This is a genomic window from Sanguibacteroides sp. AM78-02pH3A (genome assembly GCF_027666085.1).
In the GTDB taxonomy this organism is placed as follows: Bacteria; Bacteroidota; Bacteroidia; order Bacteroidales; family Marinifilaceae; genus Gabonibacter; species Gabonibacter massiliensis.
On sequence record NZ_JAQEHX010000002.1, the window covers coordinates 478,201 to 503,409 of the forward strand.

A 25,209-nucleotide genomic window follows, 5' to 3' on the forward strand; every position below is an offset into this window, starting at 1 on the left:
AGCTGTTTATAATTCTATTCCTGACCCCGGGAATAGTTATTACCTATATGTCTCGGCAGGTCTCCTGACTACGCCTAAGAACGATACCTTCCCGTCCGCAATCGGACAGTGGTGTAAGAATCTGTTCTTTGATCCTCCTTTTAAAGGACCGGGCATCACAGTAGCGGGCACTGTTCCGGATTCCAACCGGCTTCCCTCTTGTGTGTTAGCAGATATGCAACACAACACCAAAGACAGTGCAAATGTATTACTTTTTGATTTGAAATAAAAAAATACTTGAAAAAAATGACAAGTTAAATCGGAGCATAAAAAAGAGCTATATCCGGTCGAAAGGAAAATAACCTGTTGCACCCGTCCCTGTGTGCTGTTCTATCTCAAAATTTTTTAATCACTCAATCTTTTTATCCGCGATCATGAATTATCATTATATTTGTCCTTCAATTCGGATCAAATGCGGAAATCACAGTTTTTAATCGGAGCGGCTTCTTCTGGAAGCGGGAAAACTACCTTTACGATCGGTTTGTTGCGGGCTTTGAAGGATCGAGGCTTGGACGTACAGCCCTTTAAATGCGGACCGGATTATATCGATACGAAGTATCACGCCATTGCCGCGGGGGAAGAATCGGTGAATTTGGATGTTTTTATGGCTGCTGAAAAGCGTGTACGGGAGGTATATGCCCGTTATGGCGAACATTCGGACGTATGCGTGACCGAAGGGGTAATGGGCCTATTCGACGGTTATGACGGCATGAACGGGAGTAGTGCGGAAATTGCCGCTTTGTTGAATATTCCCGTGATATTGTTGTTGAATGCCCGGTCGACGGCTTATTCCGTAGCCCCTGTCCTGTACGGTTTCAAACATTTTTATCCGAAGTTGCAGGTTGCGGGGGTCGTTTTTAATTTTGTCAGTTCCGCTATGCATTACTCTTATTTGCAACAAGCGTGCGAGGATGTCGGTATGGAAGCTTTGGGATACCTCCCGAACCAGGAAGATTTTGAGGTGCCTTCCCGGCATTTGGGGTTAACTCTTGATGAAACTTTTGATTTTGATGCATTTGCCGGCCGGGTGGCGAAGGTTATCACACGGACGGTAGATGTGGATCGTTTATTGGAGTTGACCCGAAGGGCTTTTGAACCGGTTGCTGTTAGTGAGAGGAGAGTAACCGAAAGATTGAGGATCGCTGTTGCCATGGATGAGGCCTTTAACTTTGTTTACCGTGAAAATATGGAGGTATTGAAACGAATGGGTGAAGTTACTTTTTTCAGTCCTTTGCGGGACCGGGAGCTGCCGTTATCGGATTTTGTCTATCTACCCGGCGGATATCCCGAGTACTATTTGCCCGAATTATCTGCCAACGGGGAAATGTTGGCTTCGATTCGGGATTATGGGGAGAGTGGAGGAAAAGTCTTTGCCGAATGCGGGGGGATGATGTATCTTTGTGATTCTATTTCGGGTATGGACGGAAAGGTATACCCTATGGCAGGACTTTTGAAACATAGGGCGACCATGGAGAAGATGGGTTTGAAATTGGGATATCGGCGGATAGAGATCGACGGTATGGTGTTCCGGGGACATGAATTCCACTATTCCCGGGTAGTGTCCGGAGATCGGCTTATCCCTACGGTTGGAAAAACATATAGTGCTAAAGGGCGGGAAACGGACACGCCGATTTATCATTACAAACACGTGTTGGCTTCCTATATCCATTTTTATTGGGATGAGGAAACATTTCAGTCTTTGTATTCGATTGTTTGATTTTTGAAAAAGGATTATATTTTTTATTTTAATACGATGAATAGGAGAGGCATCCTTTCTTAAAAGGGACTATAACTTCTTTTCTCTAATCGTTCTTTTTTTCCATCGAGGATGAGTTCGATGCTTTTTAATGACTTTATGGAAGAGGTATAATTTTCTATTTTACCGTTTGGGAAAACCGGATATAGAACGGAAGAGGAAAATTTTCGTCCGAACGGATGGAATCTTTTAACGGGTGAACGCTATCGATTCGGGTTATACGGTCATAGGATATTTGCTGGGCAGAGGCAGGAGGTACGAATCCCCAATATAGGATGCCGAATAAGAGGCTTTTTAGAATTGAGCTTGTTTTCATAAGATAGGATATTGTAGGATCGTTATTCTCGCTATTCCAAATAAAAAAAGTATGATTAGACGCTATATCTTATAATAAAATGCTTTAAAGGTAGAAAAGTATTATCGTCTTTTAAGAATAAATATAAAAAAACGAACAAGGGATTAACTTATTGGCCTGCGATTGGGGGATATGTAACGGCTAATTCTCCGATCGGTAGTTAATCTTTTCCTGTAATTACAGGATACGAGTACCCGTACATGAAAAATAAGTAGATATAAAAATGATTAAGAGATTAGATTGAGGTAATCACCTAATCTCTTAATCATAACATTACCGGAGTTTCAATGATCCGTTTACTTTTCCTTTACCCATTTAACGGCATCGGCAATCACGAGCTGAATAAATGAATAACGATATTTCTCTGATGTAAAAGGATGATCTACTCCCCTGTCGTCCAACACAACACGGGATTCTCCGGCCGGCAGGTTAAACTTGCCCAGCGATACCCAGGCTTCTTCTTCCGGTAAGAGGTAGAGGTTTGACAAATCGAAATTTCCTTCTTGAACTTCTAAGATTATTTCCTCTTTTCCTTGGGGAGTGTAGACGGTATAGTAATTTTTCATCCCCGGGAAGTCGGTCGTATATATATCTCTTCTTGATGTCGTATAATGAGGCCGATAGATAAATATTTCGTATTTTCCGGCTTCCGGAAGGTTGGCAGTCCATTCGGCTTTGAATTGGCCGGTACCGACTTCTTTTACAAATGCGCTACGGATACGATTGCCGTACATTCCTTTTTCTAATATAGGATTCCAAGCGTTAGCTTTAAGGTTTTGCGGGTTGACGTATTCCTGATCGCTCTCGTTTCTGAACAGATCGGCTAATCGTTTTCGGTTGTTTGCCGAATCGATCAACTGGAAATTCTCGTCCTCGTTGTCGACGACGATCTCTCCCGGGGGATAGAATTCATTTCTATCGATCGGCGTGACTCCTTCTTTCGGTACGGGACCTGAGAAGGGGAACTCTCCCGGGGAAAATAAAATGTTATCATTGGGTAAAATGCCCGAAAAGTTGGTGGTCAATTCTAACCGGTGTTCGATGTTTGCATGAATGACGATTCGTTTAAATTCTCCGGGTTTGATCAGGTAATTTCGGTCGTATCCGGTTATTGCACCGTACATATCGGTTATAAGGAGTGAAACGATACCGTCCGTTTCACTGATATTGCCCACCTTGAAATCGATGATCCGTGTCTTTCCCGTCGTTTTGAGGGAGAGGTCTTTTATCGTTAACAGGGGTATCTGGTGGCTCGTGTACCACTCGTCCATGTAAGGTTTGATGTTCTGTCCGAACCGTTGCTCGAATTCCTCGAGGAACGAGTCGAAATCGGTTTCTTGAAAACGGATACGCTCGTTGAATTCATGCATGAAACGGTTTAAGGAGTCCCAGGTGGTGATTGTCGCAAGGTAGCCTAATAAATGCGAAACTTTTAAAGAAATGGCCGAACTTTGTTCCCTGCTGTATCCTTCCGCAATAATTCCTTTCAACCCCTTCTCTGCAAAATGATTTAATATTTTCGGACTTATTTCGGATTCCGATAGTCTCGGGTTTATCATATTTTTGAATATCGATTCTATACCCTGGTACGAATCGGACGTGAGGCTGCTATTGTAATTCGAGAAAATGTTTTTTATTCCTATCCTACTAAGAAAAGCGGGCATTTGGCGGTACAGAACGTATTCCTCCACGCTTTCGTCTTGATTAGGATCTTTGGAAAAAGTACCGGGATGGGTTGATTGTACTCTGCATAAACGTTCCCAGAAAAGAGCCATTTCCGGTTGGATGTTATCGCTAAACGAATTGTTATCGCTAAACGAAGTTTTGTTGGTCCAAAAATAGGAGGAGGAAGGAACCTCGATCAATTTAAAATATTTAAAGGGGTAAGGGATGGGAGTATTGTATTCGATTTCATTTTTACATTCATAAAAAATCTCTTTTAAATTTTTCTCCCGGTCCGGGTTATCTTTTTTCAAGGCTTCCCATTCATCGAAATATTTCATATAGAAACTATTTCCCGGATAAGTGTAAAACTCGACGGTAAGGGAATCTACGGTGATCGCCCTTTTCTCGTAATTCCCGATACAGAGGGTTAACCCGGTCAGGTTTTGTAAATTGTTGAACGTGACGTTATCGCCCTCTCTCGTCGGTTTGCCTTGCGATAAGACGGTCATCCCGCCCGGGTTTTTGACATGGAGGGTATAATCCGTGAAATTAGTCTCCTTGGATGCCTGCAACCAGACAGGGGGAACTGCCGTCGGGTACCACATCACTTGCGGCAGAAGCAAGGTATATTTATCCGATACAAAAGCCGTACGGTTACCATAGTTTTCACCTTCACGATCGGTGCGGGGAGAGAAGAATTCGTCGTCGGGGATGTTTACCTGATAAATATCCTCGTCGATCGTTCCCCCGTACGTGATCTCTATCTCGATATTTTCCCCGGGAGCCAGGGGACGTTCGATGACGATCACCTGCCGGTCCCTGTGAAAGGGAAGGTTTTGTCCCCCGGATTCGATCTTGTCTATCTTTAATCCCGGGTTTAAAAAGAGCAGAAGTTGCTCCATTGTTGTTTTTTTCCGGTTTTGGATTTTCATCCGGCTTGTTGCCGAGAATTTATCTCCCCCGGGTCGATAGGTGATATCGTGCTCAATTACACGAGCCTTGGGATATTCATTGTATTTCAAGAAAGTTTCGCGATCCCCGATCCTGTTTTTCAAACGGCTTTGAAAGTTGGTAACGTATATAACGCCGAGCCCCACGGCAAGTACGAAACACAGGAAAGCGGGAATGGTTAAATAACGTTTTTTACCGGGAGTACCGGGTTGTCTTTTCGTGAAGGGTACGGCGAAGTAGAGCAGGCTTATACCCAATAACAGGATCGCACCTCGCTGGAGCAGGTAATTCTCCATGTGCATGAACCCGACTAAGGTGGAAAAAGCGTTCGGCAGCGAACTTCCCCGGAAATCGAATATCCCGTGAAGAGGCGTCGTCAGGTAGGTGTACGCTAAGTAGAGAAAAACGATCAGGATAAGCCAGCTGACGAAAGGGTGTTTAACTAACCTGTTTACCAATACGGATAACCCGGTAATAAAAACAAGCGTGGGCAACACGTAAGTGAGTAGATAAAAAAGATTTACCCACAAGTTAACGGGAGAATCCGGTATTAATATTCCCGTAGACATTAAGCTAATTACAAAGATGACATCTATCGCGAAGAACGGGATAAGAATACCCAAAATTTCTCCGAGAAAAGATCGGCCGTTACCGATGGGCCGGGCGGAAAGAACCTCCCGGGTTTCGGCTTTTTTCCGTTTCCTATGGATATCGCAGACGATAAAAGCGACAATTATCGATTGGAACAAGTTTAAAAAGTGAATCCCGAATAAAGAAAAGGAGGATGCAAATACAAATTTTCTCCAATTGATGTATTCGTATTGGTAAGTATCCAATAAAGGTAAGCCTAAAGTATATATGAATACCCCGAAAATAAAGAGATAAAATAACCAGTTTCTTTTTACTAACTTGCTCTCGTAAGTTATGGCAGCTTTTAGAGTTGTTTTTTCCATCATTGCAGGTTTTGTTTTTTTGTGATTTATTTTTAGTACGTCCCAAAGATATAAATAAAAAAAACTATTATGTAATACATAGTATTGTTAAAATAAGGAAAGATTGTTCGAGTATAAGATTCGGAACGGATTAAATGTCGAAAAAAACAGAAGCGAAAAGGCTTTTGTCGTATTTCTGATCGAGAATTACGCGTTGTAAGCGAATATAGTGTAGAAAATAGAGATTATCAGGAGCGTAAGTAAACAAACCATTTGGTTGATGCGGGCGGCACGACGAAAGTCCGTGCGGGAGAGTTCCCGATCGTTGGTCCCGATATATGGCTTATCGACAAGTATACCGTGGTAGATGTTGGGTCCCCCGAATCGGCAATCCAAACTTCCGGCCATTGCGGATTCCGGGTAGCCGGAATTAGGGCTGGCGTGCTGCCGAGCGTATTGCCGGATAAAATTGAAGATTCCTTTCCGATAACCGACGATGGCAATAAACAGGGCTGTTATCCGGGCAGGGATATAATTGAAAATATCATCAATACGAGCCGAACAACATCCGAAATCTTTGTATTTGGGATCTTTGTAACCGACCATAGAGTCGAGGGTATTGATCATTTTATAAGCCATCATAGCGGGAAATCCGCCGAGCGCGTAAAAGAAAAGCGGGGCAACGACGCCGTCGCTTAAATTTTCGGCCATGGTTTCCAAAACCGCCGTGTATATTTTTTTCGGGGGAAGTTGAGAGGTATCTCGTCCCACGATCCAGGACAGACGCTTGCGTCCGGCTTCTACTCCTTTTTTTTCCAACGTATCTATGACCTCTCTTCCTTCTTGGATCAAACTGTGGTTGGCTAATCCGTAGAAGACGAAAGCGGAAGCGACGATATAATAGAAGACAGGTGAAATTTTCCAGGTTAGGATTGAAATTCCCATACCGATCCCCCATATGAAAAGCGGTAGGAGCAGAGCTACTAAACATCCCTTGGTTTTTCGATAATTTCCTTGATTCAAATGACGTTCGCACCAGTTGATTAAGTTCCCGAAAGCCACGACGGGGTGAGGAAGTTTGCGAGGATCTCCGAAAAGCAGGTCCAGGATGTAACCGGAGATTAAAGGGAGCAAAACAGGTAGAAGGGACATGGTCGGAAGATTTAATACGGTTTCGTTTTGGCAGGAGAACCTTCGTTGGCCCCAAGTTCTTGTAATGCCTCTATCAGCAGGCCGTTTTTAAAATCGGTCAGGGTATTTACCCGGAAATAGCGGTTGTTTAGTCCCCGGAAATTGGAGGCATCCCGAATCAGAAGTCCGTATCTTTCAAGGAGGATATGTTTTAGAACCGTTGAATTCCAGTCAGTCTCGACTAAAAAGAAGGAGGTTTCGGAGGGTTGGGGACGGAATCCCGGAATCTTTTGCAGGGCTGTCACGAATGTTTGCTTTCTGCGTAACAGATGTTGTGTATCGGGAAGTAGGTCCTCTCCATGTGTCAAGAGGTATTTTCCGACTTCAATGGCAAGAGCGTTTATACTCCAGGGTTGTTTGAACTTTTTAATCCGGGAGATCAGTTGCTCGTTTCCTAACAGGTAGCCTAACCGGAGTCCCGGAATGGCAAAATTCTTGGTCATGGAGTGGATTACTAATAGATTCGGAAATTGTTCCAGCAGCCCTTCTGCCGGATAAGCAGAAGGGGCGAAATCAATAAAGGATTCATCCACAACAAGTGTCATTCGGGGGTGATGTCGGAGTAAATTCCGAATCTGGTCAAGTTCCCATACTCGTCCGTCCGGATTATTCGGATTACAGATAAACATGAGTTCCGGTTCGGGACAAATTTTTCCTATTTCTTCCGGAGTACATTCCCGTTCGGAAAAAGGGATAAAAGCGAGTCGATGTTTATATAACGAACAGGCGTCTTCGTATTCTGTAAAAGAGGGGATCGGCAAACAGGTATTGGCTCCCGTAAAAGCATGAGCGATGAGGTAGAAGAGCTCGGTTGCCCCGTTACCTGCAATTACATTCTCGGAGGAGATTCCATAATGCCGGGCGACTATTTCCACAAAAGATCCCGCATCGGGTTCCGGATAATGGAGGATCTTGTCCATTTGTTGCAGGATAACCGATTGCAATAGGTTGATATCTGTTTCGTACCAGACATTCGTGGAAAAGTTCGCTTTTATCTCTCCGGCGGCCTTGTATATATCATCTCCGTGTCCGTGTATCATCGTTCATCTGTTTTTAAAGTGGAATAGATATAGGCTAAGTCTACGGCAGCCCTCACGTGATCGGCCAGTAAATCGTATTGCCTGTTTTTGTAGGCGGCATAATCGAATTCGGATGGAGCCATCGGGGTCAATCCTTCCGCCAACTCATTTAGAACGATACTGTTGTCTAATATACCGTGTAGGTAGGTGCCCCAACATTTATCATTGAGAAGGTATCCGTCTTCTCGCCCGTCGCTCAATCTATTTAAAGGTGATGCCGGAGAATCGTTCAAAAGAGTCGTCCCTCCCATATGAATCTCGTAGCCTTCGCAGGTATTTTCGAGTCCTTTGAATCGAAACCTGCATTGGCGGGTGATCTTTTCCGGCTCCAACACGGTGACTGTCGGAAAAATACTTAATCCGGGAATCGCGTCGATCTCTCCTTCGATATGGAATGGGTCTTCTATTCTGGATCCTAACATTTGATACCCTCCGCATATTCCGATGATTTTCTTCCCCGATTTGTGGGCTTGAAGTATGGCATCGGCAATTCCGTTCGAACGGATATCCTGTAAGTCGGCTATGGTGTTTTTAGAACCCGGCAGGATAATGATATCGGCCTTTTCGATTTCCCGGGTATTGTTCGTGTAATAGGCATGAAATCTGGGATCTTGTTCCAGTATGTTGAAATCCGTAAAGTTGGATAGGCGTTTCAAGAGGATGATCGCCACGTTGATTTTTCCTTTCGTTGCCCGGTCATTTTTATTCTCGAGTGCCACTGAATCTTCATCTTCTATATGGATATCCCGGAAATAGGGAATGACTCCTACCACGGGAATACGGGTCAAATCGCGGATGATTTTTCTTCCTTCATCGAAAAGAGAGACATCTCCCCTGAATTTGTTTATGATAATGCCTTTAATCTGACGCTTTTCCTCTTCGTCGAGTAAGGCGATAGAGCCGTATACCGAAGCGAATACCCCCCCCCGGTCTATGTCGGCCACGAGATAAGTTGCGGCTCCCGTGCGGACAGCCATGCGCATATTGGTAATATCCCTGTTCTTCAGATTCAGTTCGGATATGCTTCCCGCTCCTTCTAACACGATAGGGTTGTATCGCCGGGAGAGGCGTTGGTAAGCCGCGTAGGCCTGATTAAACAGTTCCGCTTTGTTGTTCGCCAGAAAATACTCTTTGGCCGTCATATTACCGATCGGCTTTCCATTTAAGACGACCTGTGAACTTTGTTCGTTCGTCGGTTTTAGCAACACGGGATTCATATCACTCTGCGGTGGAATCATGCAGGCTTCCGCTTGTACGGCTTGAGCACGTCCGATCTCCAATCCGTCCGGAGTGGAATAGGAATTGAGAGACATGTTTTGAGCTTTAAACGGGGCCGGATAATAACCGTCTTGTTTAAAAATGCGGCAAAAAGCGGCATTCACGATACTTTTTCCAGCATCGGAGCAAGTCCCGACGAACATGATGGGTTTTAACCGCATAAATAGAAAATTTTAAATTTCACTTGCCAGCTTAACACGATGCAAATATAGCGCGGTGCAAATTTATTTTGGTAGTTTGTAAGATGAATTTTTCAAATATTGTCGTTTAAGATTTTTTCTTGTATAGAAAAGATTGCCAACGTTCTTCTTCCGTCCCTTGTAAATCCATTTCATAGCGGGCCAGCGTGAAAAAGAGATCCGATAAGCGATTGATGAACCGAAGAATAACCGGAGTGACCTCCTCTTCTTTGTTTAATGTCCATAACCGTCTTTCGGCTCGTCGGGCGATGGTGCGAGCCATATGACATTGAGCGGAAACGAGGGTCCCTCCCGGAAGAATAAAATGTGAGGAGGGATGTCGGATAGCCGATTGCCATCGGTCTATTTCTTGCTCGCAGCAAATATCTAAGTCTTCGGGAAGCGGATTCGGATTTTGGGGACGTAAGGCGGTAGGAGTTGCCACGTGGGACATAACGGTCATGAGGGATTTTTGAATGAAATGGAGCATCTCCTGCCACTCGTGCCTTTCTCCGATTTGGGCCCGGATAAGTCCGATACAAGAGTTCAATTCGTCCAGGGTTCCGTTGGCCTCGATGCGAGGATCGTCTTTGTCGACCCGTTTTCCCCCGTGTATTCCTGTTGTTCCTTTATCTCCTCCTTTGGTGTATATTTTCATGTCTGTAAGTGTCGATAGAATGTTTGTTTATAAAATCTGAAATAAAATGCAGGCCGTATTTTCCATAATTGGTAATTCGGTCATCTCCATGGCTTTTTTTCCTTGCAGGTAAGTGGCGATGGCTCGGTTAAAGGCTCCGTGGCCTACGGCGACGATTCGTTTTCCCTCGTGATATGTCTTTAAATACCGAATGAAAGCGGCAGCCCGGTTGAACAGTTCATCTACCGATTCGACACTATCCGGTAAATCGCTCCAATTTACATCGTCCAATTGTTGTCCCGTGTATACGCCCCAGTCCATTTCCCGGAGCAGGGGGGTCGCTTCAGGCTCCAATTCGTGAAATGAAGCGATTACTTCGGCCGTCTCCCGGCTTCTGGCCAGATCACTGCATACGACGGCATCCACTCTTTCATTTTTTAATTTCTCGGCTAACTTTCTTGCTTGTTCAATACCTAACGGGGAGAGGGTGCCCGGGAGTTGCCCTTGCAAAATATGTTGTTGATTTTCTAACGTTTCCCCATGACGGGTAAGAGTGAGTTCTATCATGGCATCTCTTCTTTGATTCTCTCCCGCGAAGGTAATAAACAAATTCAAGTTTTTGTTACTATCGTCTTTTTACCAATCTGATGATGTATTTTACGGATAAAACAATCCCGCTCACGGAGACAAAGGTACATCCGAGCAAAAGTCCCCACATGACGATTGTCCATAATACGGGACGATCGATTAGAAATTTGAAATCCAACCGGTGTAATCCCCGGAAGGCCCAGCGTTTCCAACGTCCGTTGTTATCATAATGTTGCGGTTGAAAAGATTTCAAATTATAATAATAGCAATCTCCGGATTCATTATCCAACGTTACTTTATAGACAGGTAGAGGTAAAGTTCTGCGACGGGAGATGTAATAGTTATCGTATTCTTCCATTTTGACGATGGTGTAGTGAACCGTATCGGCCGTCAGTTTCTTTACGGCAGCGTAGATCGTCTCTTCGGTGATTTGAAAAGGGCGTATCGAGTCGGCGGATGCATCCAGAATAATTTCTTTTTCCACTGTCCGTAATTTGTAAAGTGGTATATCGTTGTAATTACTCCAGGTAATCTCTTTTACAGGACCATGTGTTTTCGATACTTCGGCAATAGCCTTCCGGTAATCCAGATTATATTTTTCGATGGGAGGAGCAGCCGGGATGGAAGGACGGCTTCTGAACGCGTTACCTGCCTTTTTGTTATTGTTGAATAAATTGGAAAAGGTGGGTGATATGGGCGCCCATGCACTGAATAGCCAAGTACAGATAAAGATACCGAAAAAGAAACCGGTGATGTGATGCCAGCGGAACCACGGCTTTGTATAGGGAGAATGAAGAAAGCCTTTCCGGCGGGCCAGCCAGTAGGCTCGGATTCCGAGAAAGATTCCACTGATGCACATGATAAGGCTGAGTAAGCAACTCCAATACAAAAGAGTATCCCATTTTTGTATATCCTGTCGAATAGAGGTGATGTATAACCAATGGGGAATAGCTCCTATCCAGGCCCAAAAGCGTTGTTCCCGGGAAGAGAACTGTAGGATATTTCCGGTACGGGAAGAGATATAAAGTTGGTAATGTTCCGGTCCGTCAAAATAGAATTTGTAGATAGGCAGGTCTTTTTTCAATTGTCCGAAAGGAATCCATACCTCTAATTTGCGGAGTGTATCGACCTCGGTGATGTTACGATCCGGACACCAGTATTTGGCTCTCTCCTCGCAAAGGGAATAGATGGGAGAAGGGAGGATATAGGTACTGTCGGCGTAGAGATCGGTTACTTCACGCCATCTGCCGTAATGGAAAACCGGTTCGCCGAAGGGATTGTTTAAATTAAAGTTGTTCGAGAGTACATTTTGGGGTAAACGTTGCCGTATCTCGTTGATTGCGGGTAGACGAGAGGTATCCAGGGCTTCCTGGCGAGGAAGTCTTTTGTCCGGTCCTACCCGGGGAAAGGAGTGGTATATCAATACTATACCGGAAATGCACCATAAAAAACACAGTATACAGAGTAAAAGTCCGAGAATCCGGTGTACGTGAATAAAAAATTTAATCATATCTTTTTAGTTTATAGTTTTATAAATATGTTGCTTACTTCACGCCAGGAATTCATCGGAACTCTTATCGAATCGCTCGATAACGATTCAATAACGGCTTGATAGTTAAAATCTTTCATTTTTGATGAAAAACATTTCAGTAACGCTATCCTTAACCCCGAGCATATGCGTTAACTATTGGTTTCGGTAGGTCTCCTGACTCGCCCCGGATAGATACCTTCCCATTCCCTCGTATTCGCTGGAACAGTGGTGTAAGAATTTATCCGTCATATATCTTCTTTTCAGAAGAAGCGGGCATCACAGTAGCGGGTACTGTACCGGATTCTGACCGGTTTCCCTCTTGTGTGTTAGTTAGAATGATAACACAACACCAAAACGCTGCAAATGTACAATTTTTTTTGAAATGATGTTATTTCTGGAAAAATATCATGAAATAAAAAATGGTAATAGTGTTTCTAATAAAGAAATTTGTATTACTTTTGTGCCGTTTTGGTGCGATACCTCTTTTCTTGAGGTGAAACAGAATAGGGAATCCGGTGTGAATCCGGAACTGTACCCGCAGCTGTAAGTTCCTGTAAAAGAATTTTGTACTTCAATGTCACTGGTTGAAACCGGGAAGGCGGCAAAATTCGGAACAAGTCAGAAGACCTGCCAAAGCACGTAAACCATAGCTTTCGGGAACAAAAGCGAGAGGAGAAAGATAAATTTATACTTTTTACTCATGTACCCTTAAACTATGTTAATAATGCTTTATTCATTATTAATATATAGTTTTTATGAAAAAAGTTGTTGTACTAACATTATTGTTACTGGTGTGTGTCGGCTCTCTTTTGGCCGAAGATAAAGACAAAAGGAAAAAAAAGAGTATCACGGATTCGATTTTTAATATTGAAGAAGCGACGGTCTTGGGAAAAAAGAAAAGAATGGAATTAATGGGACTGAATGTACCTCTCAGATTCGTTCCGTTAAATGTATCTCTATTGTCTGCAAAAGTGCTTGAACGGAAAGGAATTACCGAATGGGTGGATGCCGTTCGTTTTCTGCCTGGCGTCCGACTGGGCAACCAGGGCGGTTTGTGGAGACGTTTTTACGTCGGAGGCTCCAATATGCCGGCCGTTTTAATGGTGGACGGTATTCGGGATGACCGGCAGAGTATTAACACGTTTCCTTTGGGGGATCTTGCTTCGGCGGAGTCTATCGAAGTGCTTCGCGGACCTGCAGCCATCCTTGCCGGTTACGGAGCCATGGGAGGTGTTATCAATATTGTGCGTAAGAAAGCCTCTCCCGAATTTTTGGCGAATGCCCGTTTCAGTTATGAAAGGTGGGATGTAAAGAAGGTAAGTTTGGGATTCGGCGGTAAATTGGTCGGACCGGTAGAGTACATGGCTAACTTGCATTACGCTACTTTTGGAGGTTGGCGTCGTATGTCTCCTCAGCGTTTATCCGGAATAGCGACATTGGGAGCTACTTTAGGCAAGAGCAGAGTTGATGTCGCCTTTGGTTTTGAAGACGACCATTATACGGTCGAATTGGGGGCTGCTCCTTATATGCCGGGGGATATGGTGGATATGGCTACCGATAAAGTGGTTATGCGTAAGGGAGATCGTCATCCAACAGCCGATTTCGGGCAGGTTTATAATGATTTTGCCAATGATTCGCATAGCCGGAAAGGGTATAATATAAAACTTGATTATGTTTATACCTTTACGAACGGTTTGAAATTGAAGGAGGTTTTTGCTTTTGATCACAGCTATCACCGGACTTCCGGAGTAGGAAGTCTTTCTTACAAAAGTGCGAAAACTCCCTTTGAAGGAGCGGATTACAAATATTATACGGAGAAGAACGGGGTTCGGGAAGCGACTTATGTGGATATAGATTCTTTGCGCCGTTTCGGGGCGAGCGGTTTTTTCCCGCGTCACGATACTTATAACAACACATTAGAGTTAACCGGCGATGCGGAAATAGCTTCTACAAAACACCATTATGCTATCGGTTGGAATTGGTCGTTATTTGATATGCGACAATATTGCGGTTGGGATAACGGAGATACCTACGGTCCGGGAACCGATGTGATGTTGTCCGTGAAAAATCCGGAACTTGTACAAGGGTACTGGATACAGAATGTATCTTCCATTTACTTGAGAAAATGGTATACAAACGGTATCTATTTCCGTGATGTATTTGAATGGAATGATAAATGGAAATTCATGGCTTCCGGGCGTATGGATTTTTACAAGAGAAGAATGATGGCCAATTTTCCGACGATCGACGGGAAATCGTTCGATTACGATAAAAAAGATATGGGAAAATGGGCGAATTTTCATGCCTCAGCTTTTACCTGGCATGTGGGAGCTGTTTATTTTCCCCGTCCAGAATTATCGATTCATATTGCCCACGGGTCAGCCTTTACTCCGAATACGACGACATATCGTGTAAATAATATCTATTTGGATAAAAACGGAAATTCGATTAATCCGGATAAGGAAGGGGATCAAATTTTCAAACCCGAACGGGATTACTCTTTTGAGACGGGAGTTCGTTATACTTTTAACGAGTGGTTGGATGCAAGCGTAAATTTCTCTTACATCCGTCGTACCAATATGGTTACGAACGTGGGAACCCGTGAGGTGGAAGAAGAGCAAGGGGATGGAACCGTGGAAGTGACTAAGATGACGGTTAATGCGCAGGTAGGTAGAGCCGATATGAAGACACTGGATATGGATGTTACGGCCCGGATTTTACCTACTCTTTCTTTGAGGGGGGCTTTATGTTTGTCGGATTATCGGATACGCTCCATTCGGGAAAGTAGTGCTTTCCCCGAATATAAGCAGACGGGGAAAAACATGCGAACCACAGGAGTACCTCGGACTACTTTCTATGTGTTTGCCGATTATACTGTTCCGACGGGGATATTTAAGGCTTTGTCCTTTCATTTGAGTGGAAACTTCCGGGACAAAATTTTCCGGGATGTAGCTTCCCGATTGTATTATCCCTCTCTTTGGTTGATGGATGGAGGCGTATTTTATACGATAAAGAGTCATATTACGTTAGCATGTAATGTAAATAATATATTTAATAAGGAGTATTTCGAATCATCCAGTCCGGTACAGGGTACTCCGAGAAACTATCAACTTTCTGTGTCTTATAAGTTTTAAATAGGATTTTGGGGTTTTAAGTGAGCTGTTTGACGAAAAAATTATTCAGCTTTTTAGGTATGTATTTTCGAATCTTCTAATTGACATTCGTCAATTGTAATTTAGATGATAGCCATTCCCTGTATACGGCCATACGGTCGTGAGGGAATGGCTATTTCGATGCACGGAACATTATTTGTTTGTACAAGTTGTGAATGTTCTCGGATTTAGGTTTCGTAGTATGGTATGAGTGTTTCTGATTATCTTACTGGTACCCATTTGACAGCATCGGCAATTATCAGTTGAAGATATTCACCGAATATTTTATTCGTAACGGAAGCCCCCCGGTCGTCCAACACGACACGGGATTCTCCAGCCGGTAAAGTGAACGTGCCTAAGGATACCCAGACTTCTTCCGGCGACAGGGTGGAAGTAACCGGTAGCCAGTCTGAAGTTTCTTCTCGGTTTTCTATGATGATTTCCTCTTTTCCCTTGGGGGTGTAGACGGTATAGTAGTTTTTCATCCCCGGGTGGTCGGCTGTACATAGTTTTCCGTCACAAGCGTCAACAATACGGGGTCGGTGGATAAGTATCTCGTATTTCCCTGCTTCCGGGAGGTTTGCTGTCCAGACTGCTTTGAAATTTCCCGTGCTTGATTTTTTGGTGAAAGCACTACGAATATGTTTGCCGTAGAATTCCTGCGATAAAGTAACAATCCAAGCGTTGGCTTTCGAGTTTTCTAAATAAGTGTACTCTTGGGCGTCTTCTTTTTTGACCAGATCGGCTAATCGTTTTCGATTGTTTGCCGAATCGATCAGCTGGAAGCTCTCGTCCTCGTTGTCGACGATGATCTCTCCCGGGGGGGAGAATCGATTCCTCTCGATCAATGTGACTCCTTCTTTCGGTACGGGGCCTGATAAGGGGGATTCATTGTTATTGAATGAAATGTTTTTCGGTAAATTACCCGAGAAATTGGTGGTCAGCAGGAGTTCTTCTTCGATGTCTTCATGAACGACAATTCGTTTGTATTCTCCGGGTTTGATGATGTAATTCCGGCAGTTTTCGATTGGCTGTCCCCCGATACCATACTGACCAAGCTTAATGATCGAGACGATACCGTCCGTTTCGCTGGAATTGTTTACCATAAAGTCGATGACTTGTGTCTTTTCTGTCGTTTTCCGGGACAGATCTTTTATCGTTAACAGGGGAATCCGGCGACTCGTGTACCACTCGTCCATGTAAGCCTTGATGTCCTGCCCGAAACGTTGCTCGAATTCCTCGAAGAACGAGTCGAAGTCAATTTCCCGGAAGCGGGTACGCTCGTTAAATTCCCGCGTGAAGCGGTTTAGGGAGTCCCAGGTAGTGATTGTCGAGAGATAACTTAATAAATGCGAAACTTTTGTAGAAATGACGAGGCGTTGTTCCTCGCTGTATTCTTCGGCCATGATCCCTTTCAATCCTTTTTCCGCAATACGGTTTATCGTTTTGGGATTCATATCTTTCTTAGATACTTTCGGGTTGATTATTTGTTTGAATATGGCGTCTATCCCCTGATATCTGTCGGAGGTGATGCTGCTGGTATAATCCGAGAAAATACGATTTATGCGCATTTGGTCCAGGTAAAAGGGAAGCTGGTAGTCCAGTATATAATTCTGTATGCTCCAATCCTCGCGAGGAGTAAAAGTACCGGGATGTGTATTCTCCCATTCGCACCATCGTTCCTGAAAAAGTGCGATCTCCGGTTGAATGCCATCGCTGAACGGACTTCTGTTGAGAAAGGACGAAGGAACCTCGACCAGCTTGAAATAGTGAAAGGGGTAAGGGGTAGGTTTGCCGTGTTCGATTTTATTTCTGCATTGATAAAATACCTTTTTTAAATTTTTCTCCCGGTCAGGATTGTCTTTTTTCAGGTCCTCCCATTCATCGAAACACTTCAGGTAGAAATCGTTTCCCGGGTAGGTGTAAAACTCGACGGTAAGGGAATCTACGGTGATCGCCCTTTTCTCGTAATTCCCGATACAGAGGGTTAACCCGGTCAGGTTTTGTAAATTGTTGAACGTGACGTTATCGCCCTCTCTCGTCGGTTTGCCTTGAGATAAGACGGTCATCTCGCCCGGGTTTTTGACGCGGAGGGTGTAATCCGTGAAATCGGTCTCCTTGGATGCCTGTAACTCGACCGGAGGAACCGCGGTCGGATACCACATCACTTGCGGTATAAGTAAAGTGTATTTATCCGATACGAAAGCCGTGTGTCTGCCGTAATTTTCGTAATCAAAACGATACCTGACGGTAGAAAAGAATTTATTATCCGGAATGTTAATCTGGTAAATATCCTCGTCGATCGTTCCCCCGTACTCCATCTCTATCTCGATATTTTCCCCGGGAGCCAGGGAACGCTCGATGACGATCACCTGCCGGTCCCTGTGAAAGGGAAGGTTTTGTCCCCCGGATTCGATCTTGTCGATCTTTAATCCCGGGTTTAAGAAGAGCAGAAGCTGTTCCATTGTTGTTTTTTTCCGGTTTTGGATCTTCATCCGGCTTGTTGCCGAGAATTTATCTCCCCCGGGTCGATAGGTGATATCGTGCTCGCTCACGCGTGCCGTGGGGTATTCATTGTATTTCACGAAAGTTTCGCGATGCCCGATCCTGTTTTTCAAACGGCTTTGAAAGTTGGTAACGTATATAACGCCGAGCCCTACGGCAAGTACGAAGCACAAGAAAGCGGGAACCGTTAAATAGCGTTTCCGGCCGGCGACATTGGGATATCTCTTCGTGGCTAAAACGGCGAGGTAGAGCAGGCTTATACCCAATAACAGGATAGCACCTCGCTGGAGCAGGTAATTCTCCATGTGCATGAACCCGACTAAGGTGGAAAAAAAGTTCGGAAGTGAATTTCCACGAAAATCGAATATCCCGTGAAGAGGCGTCGTCAGGTAGGTGTACGCTAAGTAGAGAAAAGCGATCAGGATAAGCCAGCTGACGAAAGGGTGTTTGGCTAACCTGTTTACCAATACGGATAACCCGGTAATAAAAACAAGCGTGGGCAGCACGTGCGTGAAAAGATAGAAAAGATATATTCCTATATTGACGGGGGAATTCGGTACAAATATGTGGATAATCATGGAGATGATCATAAAGATGACATCTATCGTGAGGAACGGAATAAGAATACCCAAAAATTCCCCGAGAAAGGATTGACCGTTACCGATGGGCCGTGTTGAAAGCACTTCCCGGGTTTCGGCTTTTTTCCGTTTCCTATGGATGTCGCAGACGATAAATGTGACGAATATCGGTTGGAAGAGGTTCAAAAAGTAATATCCGTATAGAGGAAAAGAAGACTCGAATATAAATTTACGCCATGGAACGTACGTATTTATAAGGTTATCCAAGAGAGGACTACCTAATATAAATCCCAATGCCCCGAAGACAAAGAGGTAAAATAACCAGTTTCTTTTTACTAACTTGCTCTCGTAAGTTATGGCTGTTTTTAGATTGGGCGTTTCCATAATTGCAGGTTTTATTTTTTGTAATTTATTTTTAGTACGATACAAATATATAAATAAAAAATAGTAGCATGCAATACATAGTACTGTTGAAATTGAAATATTTCCGGGAATAAGAATTAGGAGGACGTGGATTCTGGATATCTATCTCAGGATATATTATTAATATATAATGGTTTATTCTTTAAAATGGAAGATTCGCCGGAAGTGAGATCGGTATAGGATAGTGGTTTATTTTTTTTGCTTTATTATAAATAACAAGGACCGAAAGGCTTTTTACCGTATTACGGATAGGGAAAATATGCCGTATAAATAGAATCTAAAAATAGAGATTATCAAAGCATAAAAAAACAACTCTTTCGGTCGATTGGCGTGAGAAATCGGCGATTGTATTGCTGGAAGATTCGATTGATACTTGTGGCTCACAATTGGCTGTGGTTCTATTGAAATGAATGATGCTGATACGGTTGTTTTTTCCGTGAGGAATCAATTGTAAACGGAATTGCTTGTTTTCTTATTTTACAACTTCGTTTTTTTTCTGCGATTTCTTTGTATTTCGTTAAAAAACAGAGAAATTTGCCGTTATGATGAAAAGAAAAATAGTTTTGATAACCGGAGGACAGCGATCCGGCAAAAGTGATTATGCTCAGCGTTTGGCGTTGGAGTTATCGGATTGTCCGGTTTATTTAGCTACTTCCCGGGTATGGGATGAGGAGTTCCGGGAGCGGGTAAGAAGGCATCAACGAGACCGGGGGGCCCAATGGACCAACATAGAGGAAGAGAAATATATATCGAAATGCGATCTGAAGGGGCGCGTAGTGGTTATAGATTGTATTACTTTGTGGAGTACGAATTTCTTTTTCGATAATGATTCCGATATTGAAAAATCGTTGAGGGAAATAAAAGATGAATTCGACCGATTTACGGCACAAGAGGGAATTTTTATTTTTGTAACGAACGAGATCGGTATGGGGGGGATAGCCGTGGATCCGGTACAACGTCGTTTTACCGATTTACAGGGATGGGTGAATCGGTACGTGGCTTCCCGTGCGGATGAGGTCGTGTTGATGGTCTCCGGGATAGAGATGAAAATTAAGAGCTAAGGATAAAATAAATATACAATAAAAATGAGAGCGTTTGTAGTAAAAGAGACGAATAAGGCTATTGTGCCGGTTTTAGAGGATAAAATCAATAATTTGACAAAACCTAAAGGCTCTTTGGGGCGGTTGGAAGAGTTGGCTATCCAATTGGGAACTATCCAACAAACATTATCTCCGAAATTGAATAAGCCGCAGAATATTATTTACGCTGCAGATCATGGGATTGTGAAAGAGGGCGTTAGCTTTTCAGCACCGGAAGTAACCCGACAGATGATTTATAATTTCATCAAAGGCGGTGCAGGCGTAAATATGTTCGCTCGTCAGCATCATTTCGGTCTTAAATTGGTAGATTGTGGCGTAAACGGGGATTTTGGCGTATTGGAGGGTTTGATCGATCGAAAGATCAGGAAAGGAACTTCTAACTTTCGTTACGAGGCGGCAATGAGTGAGGAGGAGTTTGAGCGGGCTATTGAAATCGGCGCAGAGATTGTGGATATGGTTTACGCGGAAGGAACCAACGTGGTGAGTTTTGGAGAGATGGGAATAGCTAATACGTCGCCTTCTTCCGTTTGGATGTCCTATTTCACCGGGATCGATTTAAAACAATGCGTGGGAGCCGGAAGCGGTTTGGCAAGTGACGGTATTAAACATAAATACGAGGTGTTGAAGGCTTCTATGGAAAATTATACCGGGGACGGATCGACAGAAGATATTTTACGTTATTTCGGGGGATTCGAGATGGTCGCTGCTGTCGGGGGAATGTTACGTGCCGCGGAGTTGGGAATGGTTATTATCGTGGATGGATTTATCATGACTAATTGCGTGCTGGCAGCAAGAAAATGTTGTCCGGCAGTAACGGATTATTGTGTATACGGACACCAGGGAGATGAAACGGGACATAAATTGTTATTGGATTATTTGGAAGCTAAGCCGTTGTTGAATTTAGGATTACGTTTGGGCGAAGGGACCGGAGCTATTTGTGCCTATCCGCTATTGGAATCGGCTGTGCGTATGATTAATGAAATGGCTTCATTTAAACAGGCCGAGGTAACAAAATATTTTTAGATTGAAAGATTCAATGATTATAAGGATTAAGCGATTGGATTTAATCTCTGAATCGCTTAATCTTTCTGACTCCCATCCTGTTAATTTATAATCTGCAATTTACAATACTATGAAAGGTTTATTGGCGGCGATGATGATGTTTACCCGATTGCCGTTGTGGCATTGGGTAAGTGTGGATAAACGTTATTTCGAGGAGGCCATACGGTATTGGCCTGTGATCGGTTTTTTAACCGGTTTTGTTACGGCCGGAACTTTTTGGTTAGCTTCGTTCGTGTTACCGGTGGGGATTGCCTGCGTATTGGCAATCATTGCCCGTGTTCTACTAACCGGAGCTTTACATGAAGATGGTTTGGCGGACTTTTTTGATGGGTTCGGCGGGGGAACGACCAAAGAGAAAATTTTAGCTATTATGAAGGATTCGCATATCGGATGTTACGGAACCATCGGATTGCTTCTCTATTTTCTGCTCTATTATAGTTTGTTGTTTGCCATCGGGGGATCGGGAGTGGAGACCTCCGTGTTATTTGCCATTATTTTGAGTGCGGATTGTTTTTCTAAATTTTGTGCGGCCGGAATGATCAATACGCTTTCCTATGTTCGGAAGGTAGAAGAGAGTAAAGTACATTTATTATACAATAAAGTTAAGCTCTTTCTTTTTGCGGGAGTCGGTTTTCTTGTTTTAATACCCTTTCTTTTTTTGGACTCGTATTTATGGTGTGCAGTCTTCCCTGCTTTAATGATGGCATGCGGGTTGCGTTTTTTTCTGAAACTCAAGATCGGGGGATATACCGGAGATTGTTGCGGGGCTTCGGTATTATTGATCGAGCAAGTATTTTATATAACAATTGTGGCTCTTCTATTTGTTTGTTGACGGCTTTTTCTTTACCCATTTTATGGCGTCGGCGACGATGTATTGGTTGGAACTTCCCCTATCATCGAGGGTGACACTGGTTTTTCCCGTTACGAGGGTAAAAGTGCCCAATGGAACCCAAAATCCAAGACGACGTTCTCGTTTGTTCATAAGGTCTAATTTAACTTCTTGTTTTTTTTCTTGCTCTATCGTGTAATGAAGAATTGCTCCGTTACAGTAATTATTTAAGACAGGTGGTTGTACCGTGTATATTAAAGGAATGTGGGCGAAGATCTCGTACTCTCCCGGTTCGGTGACGGTTACTTCCCATCGGGCCTTGTAGCTTCCTTTTCCACCCGTCTTGTAATGAATACTTTTTGTAATTTCCCCGTGATAAGTGTAATTATAGTTTTTGGTCCATCTAAGGGCATTATGGGGCCACTCGTAATACCTGTTAAATTCTTTTTCAAAGAGTTCGTTCAGAATCTTTCCCGGTTCGATAAGAGAAAATCCCTGATCCTCGTTGTCCACGATCAGTTCATCCGGATCGGGTGTTGTTATCGTGGGGTTGCAATCGAAGATTCCGGTTGTTGTGTCTGCCATGAAAGTAATGATCTTTCCGATAGATCTTTGAATTGGAATATTATAAGATATTCCGGTATATAGTTTGATATCATACTTGTTATCGTTGACCATTTTTATCTGTTTGCACGAGTGGGGTGGAAGTACGAGGTATTTTATTGATGAAGAAGAAGGAATTGTATTTTGTCTTTTTACATTTTCGAAGTCAATAGACACGATTGCATCGATGCCGGTCGGGTTATACAGTTTGACGTGAGCGGCATATCTGCCGAGGCTGTCTCCTTCTATTTTATTTATTTGAGCTTCTTGTACTAAAATTGCAGGTAAGCCCTTCCCCGCGTACCATTTTCGAGTAAAAGGAAGGATATCCGTGTTAAACTTTTCTTTAAATTTTTCGAGAAACTTTTCGAGAAAGGTTACTTGATAAGGTACGGTACACGTTTCTCGAAGCAGGTCGATGACTTGGTCTCTTCTTGCACGAGAGGCAAGGTAATGAAGGAAATCCTTTTTTTTCAGGTCAATGATCTTGGCGAGCACTTCTTCGGGTAATTTTTTGTCATACAAGGCTTCTTTCAGGCTGTGTTTTTCCATGTAACGCAAGGCGAAAATGATGTTGGCTGTAGGAGTATATTCGTGTATAGATGCACCGAAAACAGGTTCCTCTTTTAAAATATCTTGTATGATTAAATTTATGACTGGAAATTCGTCTGATCGGGTATAGCATGTGTCTTTTACAAGAACGGGAAGAATGTTGTACTTGTTTTTTTCCCAGTTGGTGACTCCTGTTTTCTCGTTATAACGAGAAGATTCTCCTTGTACAAGGAGCTCGAGAGAACGGGAGAGCATATGACTTTGTAGCTCCTTCTCGTCATTCGTGTAAAAATTGCTCCGGTATATTTTTTTCATTTGCTTAAAATCGAGATCGAAGGTTGCTCCTCTTTCCGGGTAAAAAAGAATCTCCGGTTGGGCGAAATCGCTGCTCTCTTTCCGGGTCCTGAAAAAGGAGTGAATGGACAGGGGAATCTCGATTAACATTAATCTACAAGGTGGATTTCCTTTTATTTCTCTGTAATTTATTAAATCTTTATACGCTTCGATTATTACTTTGTTGTCGGCCTGTTTTAGGTCGTTATAAAAGAAGGGTTGTTCTTTCAGGTAATAGAGGTACGCGTAAAATTTCCCCATGCTAATGTATTTCCTTTTGAACTTGCCGGCACAAAGGGAAATACCCGTAAGAGGATCCTCGTTATGGAAAGAGACCTGTTTTTTATTTTTCTCTTCTTTTCCCTGTGAGAGGAAAATTAGTTCTCCGGGATTTTCGACGGTCAATTTAAAGCGGGTAAAGTCTTTCCCGGAGCAAAAAGGGGCCATCGGGTTAACGGGAGGTACGGCCGACGGGTACCACATGACCTCGGGGGTAAGGTAGATATAGTTTTCTTCGACCATAGCACTTCTTTTGCCGAGTATAAAAGGAAGAGAAGGGTTATCTTTGGGTTGGTAAAACAACTTGTCGGGGATATCGAGGTAAGCGACGCTCTCGTCGATTTCCCCCGAGTAACGGAGTTTTAGTTTTATCTCTTGTCCTGTCTCCAGGGGATGAAAGATGAGGGTGACCTGTCCTTCTTGTTTGAATGGCAGTTCTTTTTCGTTCTCTTTCAATGAGTTTATTTTCAGGCCGGGGTTTAGAAAAAGCACGAGGGTATCGACTTTTCCCGGGTTCGGGTTTTTCAGGTAGAGTTCGCTGGTCGCGTTCACGATAGAGCCTTCCCTGGAAAAATGGATTTGGTGTTCTGGAATTTGTAAGCTGGGAATATTCCCGTGGCGCGCGAATATCTCCACGTGATTCTGTCTTTTTTGGCTCTCTTTCACGAAATGAATCCGGTACGAGGAGAGCAACATCAATCCGATAACTGTCACGACGATTCCGGTTATTCGGAATTCTCCGGGAGCTTTTACCCGGTTGGGGATTCTGTTAAAACAGGCTATCGCCAGGCAAATTAGTCCAATCCCGATCCCGAAAAAAGCTCCCCGGTGCAGGAGGTAATGTTCGGGATTAACATGTCCGGTGATGTTCGAAAAGATGTTCGGTATGGAGATGGCCAGGATATCGGTTGTCCCGTTCCAGTAATCGTGAAAAAAGCCGGAGGTGCAAAGGTAGAGTAGACCCGTAACTAATATGGTAATCCCTTTATGTCGTGTAAGAAAGGATAGAAAGAGGGTAAGTCCGGAGTAAAAGAGGGTCGCTGGAACGGTCAGAGTAATGAAATAGAAGAGATAGATTCCTATGTTGAAGGGAGAGTCCGTGAGTAGTACATGCACGGTAGAGGTGATACCGATGGACGCTAAATCGAGAATAAATAGGACCTTTATAACGCCTAACGTTTTTCCGAGTAACCACTCGCTATTCCCGGCGGGATGAACCTCGAGGTTTTCGGCTGTCGATCTCTTGTAGAACCCGCTGATCGTAAAGATGACAAATAGGTTCTGAAGAAGGTTGAGAAGCGTGGTGCTGACCCAGGGGATATAGGAGGAAATGGCGATTCTTTGCCAGGATGCGGAGGGAAAATTTCCATGGTAGATCATAACGATATAAGTGATACCGCCTATAACCAAACCCGCGAGGATTTTAAACAAAATACCTCGTCCCTGTATTTTAGCTTCGTGGGTCAGAATCGTGTTGACGTTATATAGGTTCATATCTCAGATTGACTTAACAAAAATAGAAGTTTTTCCTTTTTAAATAAGCTAATAATTCGTATGTATTAATGTAATGAGGAAAAAGATTATTAGAAAATAAATTTTCTGTTGTACTTGA

The 25,209-nt window shown here is 43.4% G+C and carries 15 protein-coding genes and 3 riboswitches; of the genes, 5 read left to right on the top strand and 10 right to left on the bottom strand.

Annotation, left to right across the window (positions count from 1 at the left end):
* Positions 1 to 37: 37 nt before the first annotated feature.
* A riboswitch (cobalamin riboswitch) is annotated at positions 38 to 247 on the bottom strand.
* A 204-nt stretch (positions 248 to 451) separates the two neighbouring features.
* Positions 452 to 1,756, top strand: coding sequence for a cobyrinate a,c-diamide synthase (locus PGR74_RS04815; RefSeq protein ID WP_041503443.1), 1,305 nt, complete (start codon positions 452 to 454; stop codon positions 1,754 to 1,756).
* Between the two features lie 157 nt (positions 1,757 to 1,913).
* Here the strand turns inward: PGR74_RS04815 and PGR74_RS04820 are convergent, their stop codons facing one another.
* From PGR74_RS04820 to PGR74_RS04855, 8 genes are all read right to left on the bottom strand, one after another.
* Positions 1,914 to 2,111, bottom strand: coding sequence for a hypothetical protein (locus PGR74_RS04820; RefSeq protein WP_041503444.1), 198 nt, complete (start codon positions 2,109 to 2,111; stop codon positions 1,914 to 1,916).
* A 335-nt stretch (positions 2,112 to 2,446) separates the two neighbouring features.
* Entirely contained in the window at positions 2,447 to 5,719 is a 3,273-nt protein-coding gene (locus PGR74_RS04825) for a hypothetical protein (protein ID WP_270516795.1), read from the bottom strand.
* Between the two features lie 186 nt (positions 5,720 to 5,905).
* Positions 5,906 to 6,850 (bottom strand): adenosylcobinamide-phosphate synthase CbiB, encoded by a 945-nt coding sequence (gene cbiB, locus PGR74_RS04830; protein ID WP_041505174.1) that lies wholly within the window; start codon positions 6,848 to 6,850, stop codon positions 5,906 to 5,908.
* Positions 6,851 to 6,861: 11 nt separating this feature from the next.
* Complete coding sequence (locus PGR74_RS04835; RefSeq protein ID WP_052634625.1) at positions 6,862 to 7,929, bottom strand: pyridoxal phosphate-dependent aminotransferase; 1,068 nt, start codon at positions 7,927 to 7,929, stop codon at positions 6,862 to 6,864.
* Positions 7,926 to 9,407 (bottom strand): cobyric acid synthase, encoded by a 1,482-nt coding sequence (locus tag PGR74_RS04840; RefSeq protein WP_041503541.1) that lies wholly within the window; start codon positions 9,405 to 9,407, stop codon positions 7,926 to 7,928. Before PGR74_RS04840 ends, PGR74_RS04835 begins: the two co-directional genes overlap by 4 nt.
* Positions 9,408 to 9,513: 106 nt before the next feature.
* Positions 9,514 to 10,083 (bottom strand): cob(I)yrinic acid a,c-diamide adenosyltransferase, encoded by a 570-nt coding sequence (locus PGR74_RS04845; RefSeq protein WP_041503542.1) that lies wholly within the window; start codon positions 10,081 to 10,083, stop codon positions 9,514 to 9,516.
* Between the two features lie 27 nt (positions 10,084 to 10,110).
* Positions 10,111 to 10,677, bottom strand: coding sequence for a histidine phosphatase family protein (locus PGR74_RS04850; protein WP_316929909.1), 567 nt, complete (start codon positions 10,675 to 10,677; stop codon positions 10,111 to 10,113).
* Positions 10,678 to 10,687: 10 nt separating this feature from the next.
* Positions 10,688 to 12,160 carry a PepSY domain-containing protein gene (locus PGR74_RS04855; RefSeq protein WP_041503543.1) on the bottom strand — a complete coding sequence of 491 codons (1,473 nt, stop codon included), beginning with the start codon at positions 12,158 to 12,160 and terminating at the stop codon, positions 10,688 to 10,690.
* A 168-nt stretch (positions 12,161 to 12,328) separates the two neighbouring features.
* Positions 12,329 to 12,550, bottom strand: a riboswitch (cobalamin riboswitch).
* 83 nt (positions 12,551 to 12,633) lie between these two features.
* A riboswitch (cobalamin riboswitch) is annotated at positions 12,634 to 12,830 on the top strand.
* 106 nt (positions 12,831 to 12,936) lie between these two features.
* Here PGR74_RS04855 and PGR74_RS04860 point away from each other — a divergent pair.
* On the top strand, positions 12,937 to 15,315 hold the full coding sequence (locus PGR74_RS04860) for a TonB-dependent receptor (protein ID WP_070807486.1): 2,379 nt from the start codon (positions 12,937 to 12,939) through the stop codon (positions 15,313 to 15,315).
* A gap of 239 nt (positions 15,316 to 15,554) precedes the next feature.
* On the opposite strand, the gene PGR74_RS04865 is transcribed toward PGR74_RS04860, so the two are convergent.
* Positions 15,555 to 18,800, bottom strand: coding sequence for a hypothetical protein (locus tag PGR74_RS04865; protein ID WP_270516796.1), 3,246 nt, complete (start codon positions 18,798 to 18,800; stop codon positions 15,555 to 15,557).
* A gap of 584 nt (positions 18,801 to 19,384) precedes the next feature.
* On the opposite strand from PGR74_RS04865, the gene PGR74_RS04870 reads away from it, so the two are divergent.
* The 3 genes from PGR74_RS04870 to PGR74_RS04880 all read left to right on the top strand — a co-directional run bounded on the left by PGR74_RS04870 (position 19,385) and on the right by PGR74_RS04880 (position 21,833).
* On the top strand, positions 19,385 to 19,900 hold the full coding sequence (locus PGR74_RS04870; RefSeq protein ID WP_181416493.1) for a bifunctional adenosylcobinamide kinase/adenosylcobinamide-phosphate guanylyltransferase: 516 nt from the start codon (positions 19,385 to 19,387) through the stop codon (positions 19,898 to 19,900).
* A gap of 24 nt (positions 19,901 to 19,924) precedes the next feature.
* Positions 19,925 to 20,962: a nicotinate-nucleotide--dimethylbenzimidazole phosphoribosyltransferase gene (gene cobT, locus PGR74_RS04875; protein ID WP_041505172.1), complete on the top strand. Its 1,038-nt coding sequence runs from the start codon at positions 19,925 to 19,927 to the stop codon at positions 20,960 to 20,962.
* 109 nt (positions 20,963 to 21,071) lie between these two features.
* Positions 21,072 to 21,833, top strand: coding sequence for an adenosylcobinamide-GDP ribazoletransferase (locus PGR74_RS04880; RefSeq protein ID WP_041503548.1), 762 nt, complete (start codon positions 21,072 to 21,074; stop codon positions 21,831 to 21,833).
* Here PGR74_RS04880 and PGR74_RS04885 read toward each other — a convergent pair.
* The gene (locus PGR74_RS04885; RefSeq protein WP_270516797.1) at positions 21,819 to 25,091 is read right to left on the bottom strand and encodes a golvesin C-terminal-like domain-containing protein; all 3,273 of its coding nucleotides are present in this window, start codon (positions 25,089 to 25,091) and stop codon (positions 21,819 to 21,821) included. The genes PGR74_RS04880 and PGR74_RS04885 overlap by 15 nt on opposite strands.
* Positions 25,092 to 25,209: the final 118 nt, after the last annotated feature.

Excerpts from the sequence above, each read along its gene's own strand:
- PGR74_RS04855 (WP_041503543.1), bottom strand. The coding sequence starts at position 12,160 with ATGATTAAATTTTTTATTCACGTACACCGGATTCTCGGACTTTTACTC.
- PGR74_RS04825 (WP_270516795.1), bottom strand. The coding sequence starts at position 5,719 with ATGGAAAAAACAACTCTAAAAGCTGCCATAACTTACGAGAGCAAGTTA.
- PGR74_RS04835 (WP_052634625.1), bottom strand. The coding sequence starts at position 7,929 with ATGATACACGGACACGGAGATGATATATACAAGGCCGCCGGAGAGATA.
- PGR74_RS04865 (WP_270516796.1), bottom strand. The coding sequence starts at position 18,800 with ATGGAAACGCCCAATCTAAAAACAGCCATAACTTACGAGAGCAAGTTA.
- PGR74_RS04840 (WP_041503541.1), bottom strand. The coding sequence starts at position 9,407 with ATGCGGTTAAAACCCATCATGTTCGTCGGGACTTGCTCCGATGCTGGA.
- cobT (WP_041505172.1), top strand. The coding sequence starts at position 19,925 with ATGAGAGCGTTTGTAGTAAAAGAGACGAATAAGGCTATTGTGCCGGTT.
- PGR74_RS04880 (WP_041503548.1), top strand. The coding sequence starts at position 21,072 with ATGAAAGGTTTATTGGCGGCGATGATGATGTTTACCCGATTGCCGTTG.
- PGR74_RS04845 (WP_041503542.1), bottom strand. The coding sequence starts at position 10,083 with ATGAAAATATACACCAAAGGAGGAGATAAAGGAACAACAGGAATACAC.
- PGR74_RS04885 (WP_270516797.1), bottom strand. The coding sequence starts at position 25,091 with ATGAACCTATATAACGTCAACACGATTCTGACCCACGAAGCTAAAATA.
- PGR74_RS04870 (WP_181416493.1), top strand. The coding sequence starts at position 19,385 with ATGAAAAGAAAAATAGTTTTGATAACCGGAGGACAGCGATCCGGCAAA.
- PGR74_RS04860 (WP_070807486.1), top strand. The coding sequence starts at position 12,937 with ATGAAAAAAGTTGTTGTACTAACATTATTGTTACTGGTGTGTGTCGGC.
- PGR74_RS04815 (WP_041503443.1), top strand. The coding sequence starts at position 452 with ATGCGGAAATCACAGTTTTTAATCGGAGCGGCTTCTTCTGGAAGCGGG.
- PGR74_RS04820 (WP_041503444.1), bottom strand. The coding sequence starts at position 2,111 with ATGAAAACAAGCTCAATTCTAAAAAGCCTCTTATTCGGCATCCTATAT.
- cbiB (WP_041505174.1), bottom strand. The coding sequence starts at position 6,850 with ATGTCCCTTCTACCTGTTTTGCTCCCTTTAATCTCCGGTTACATCCTG.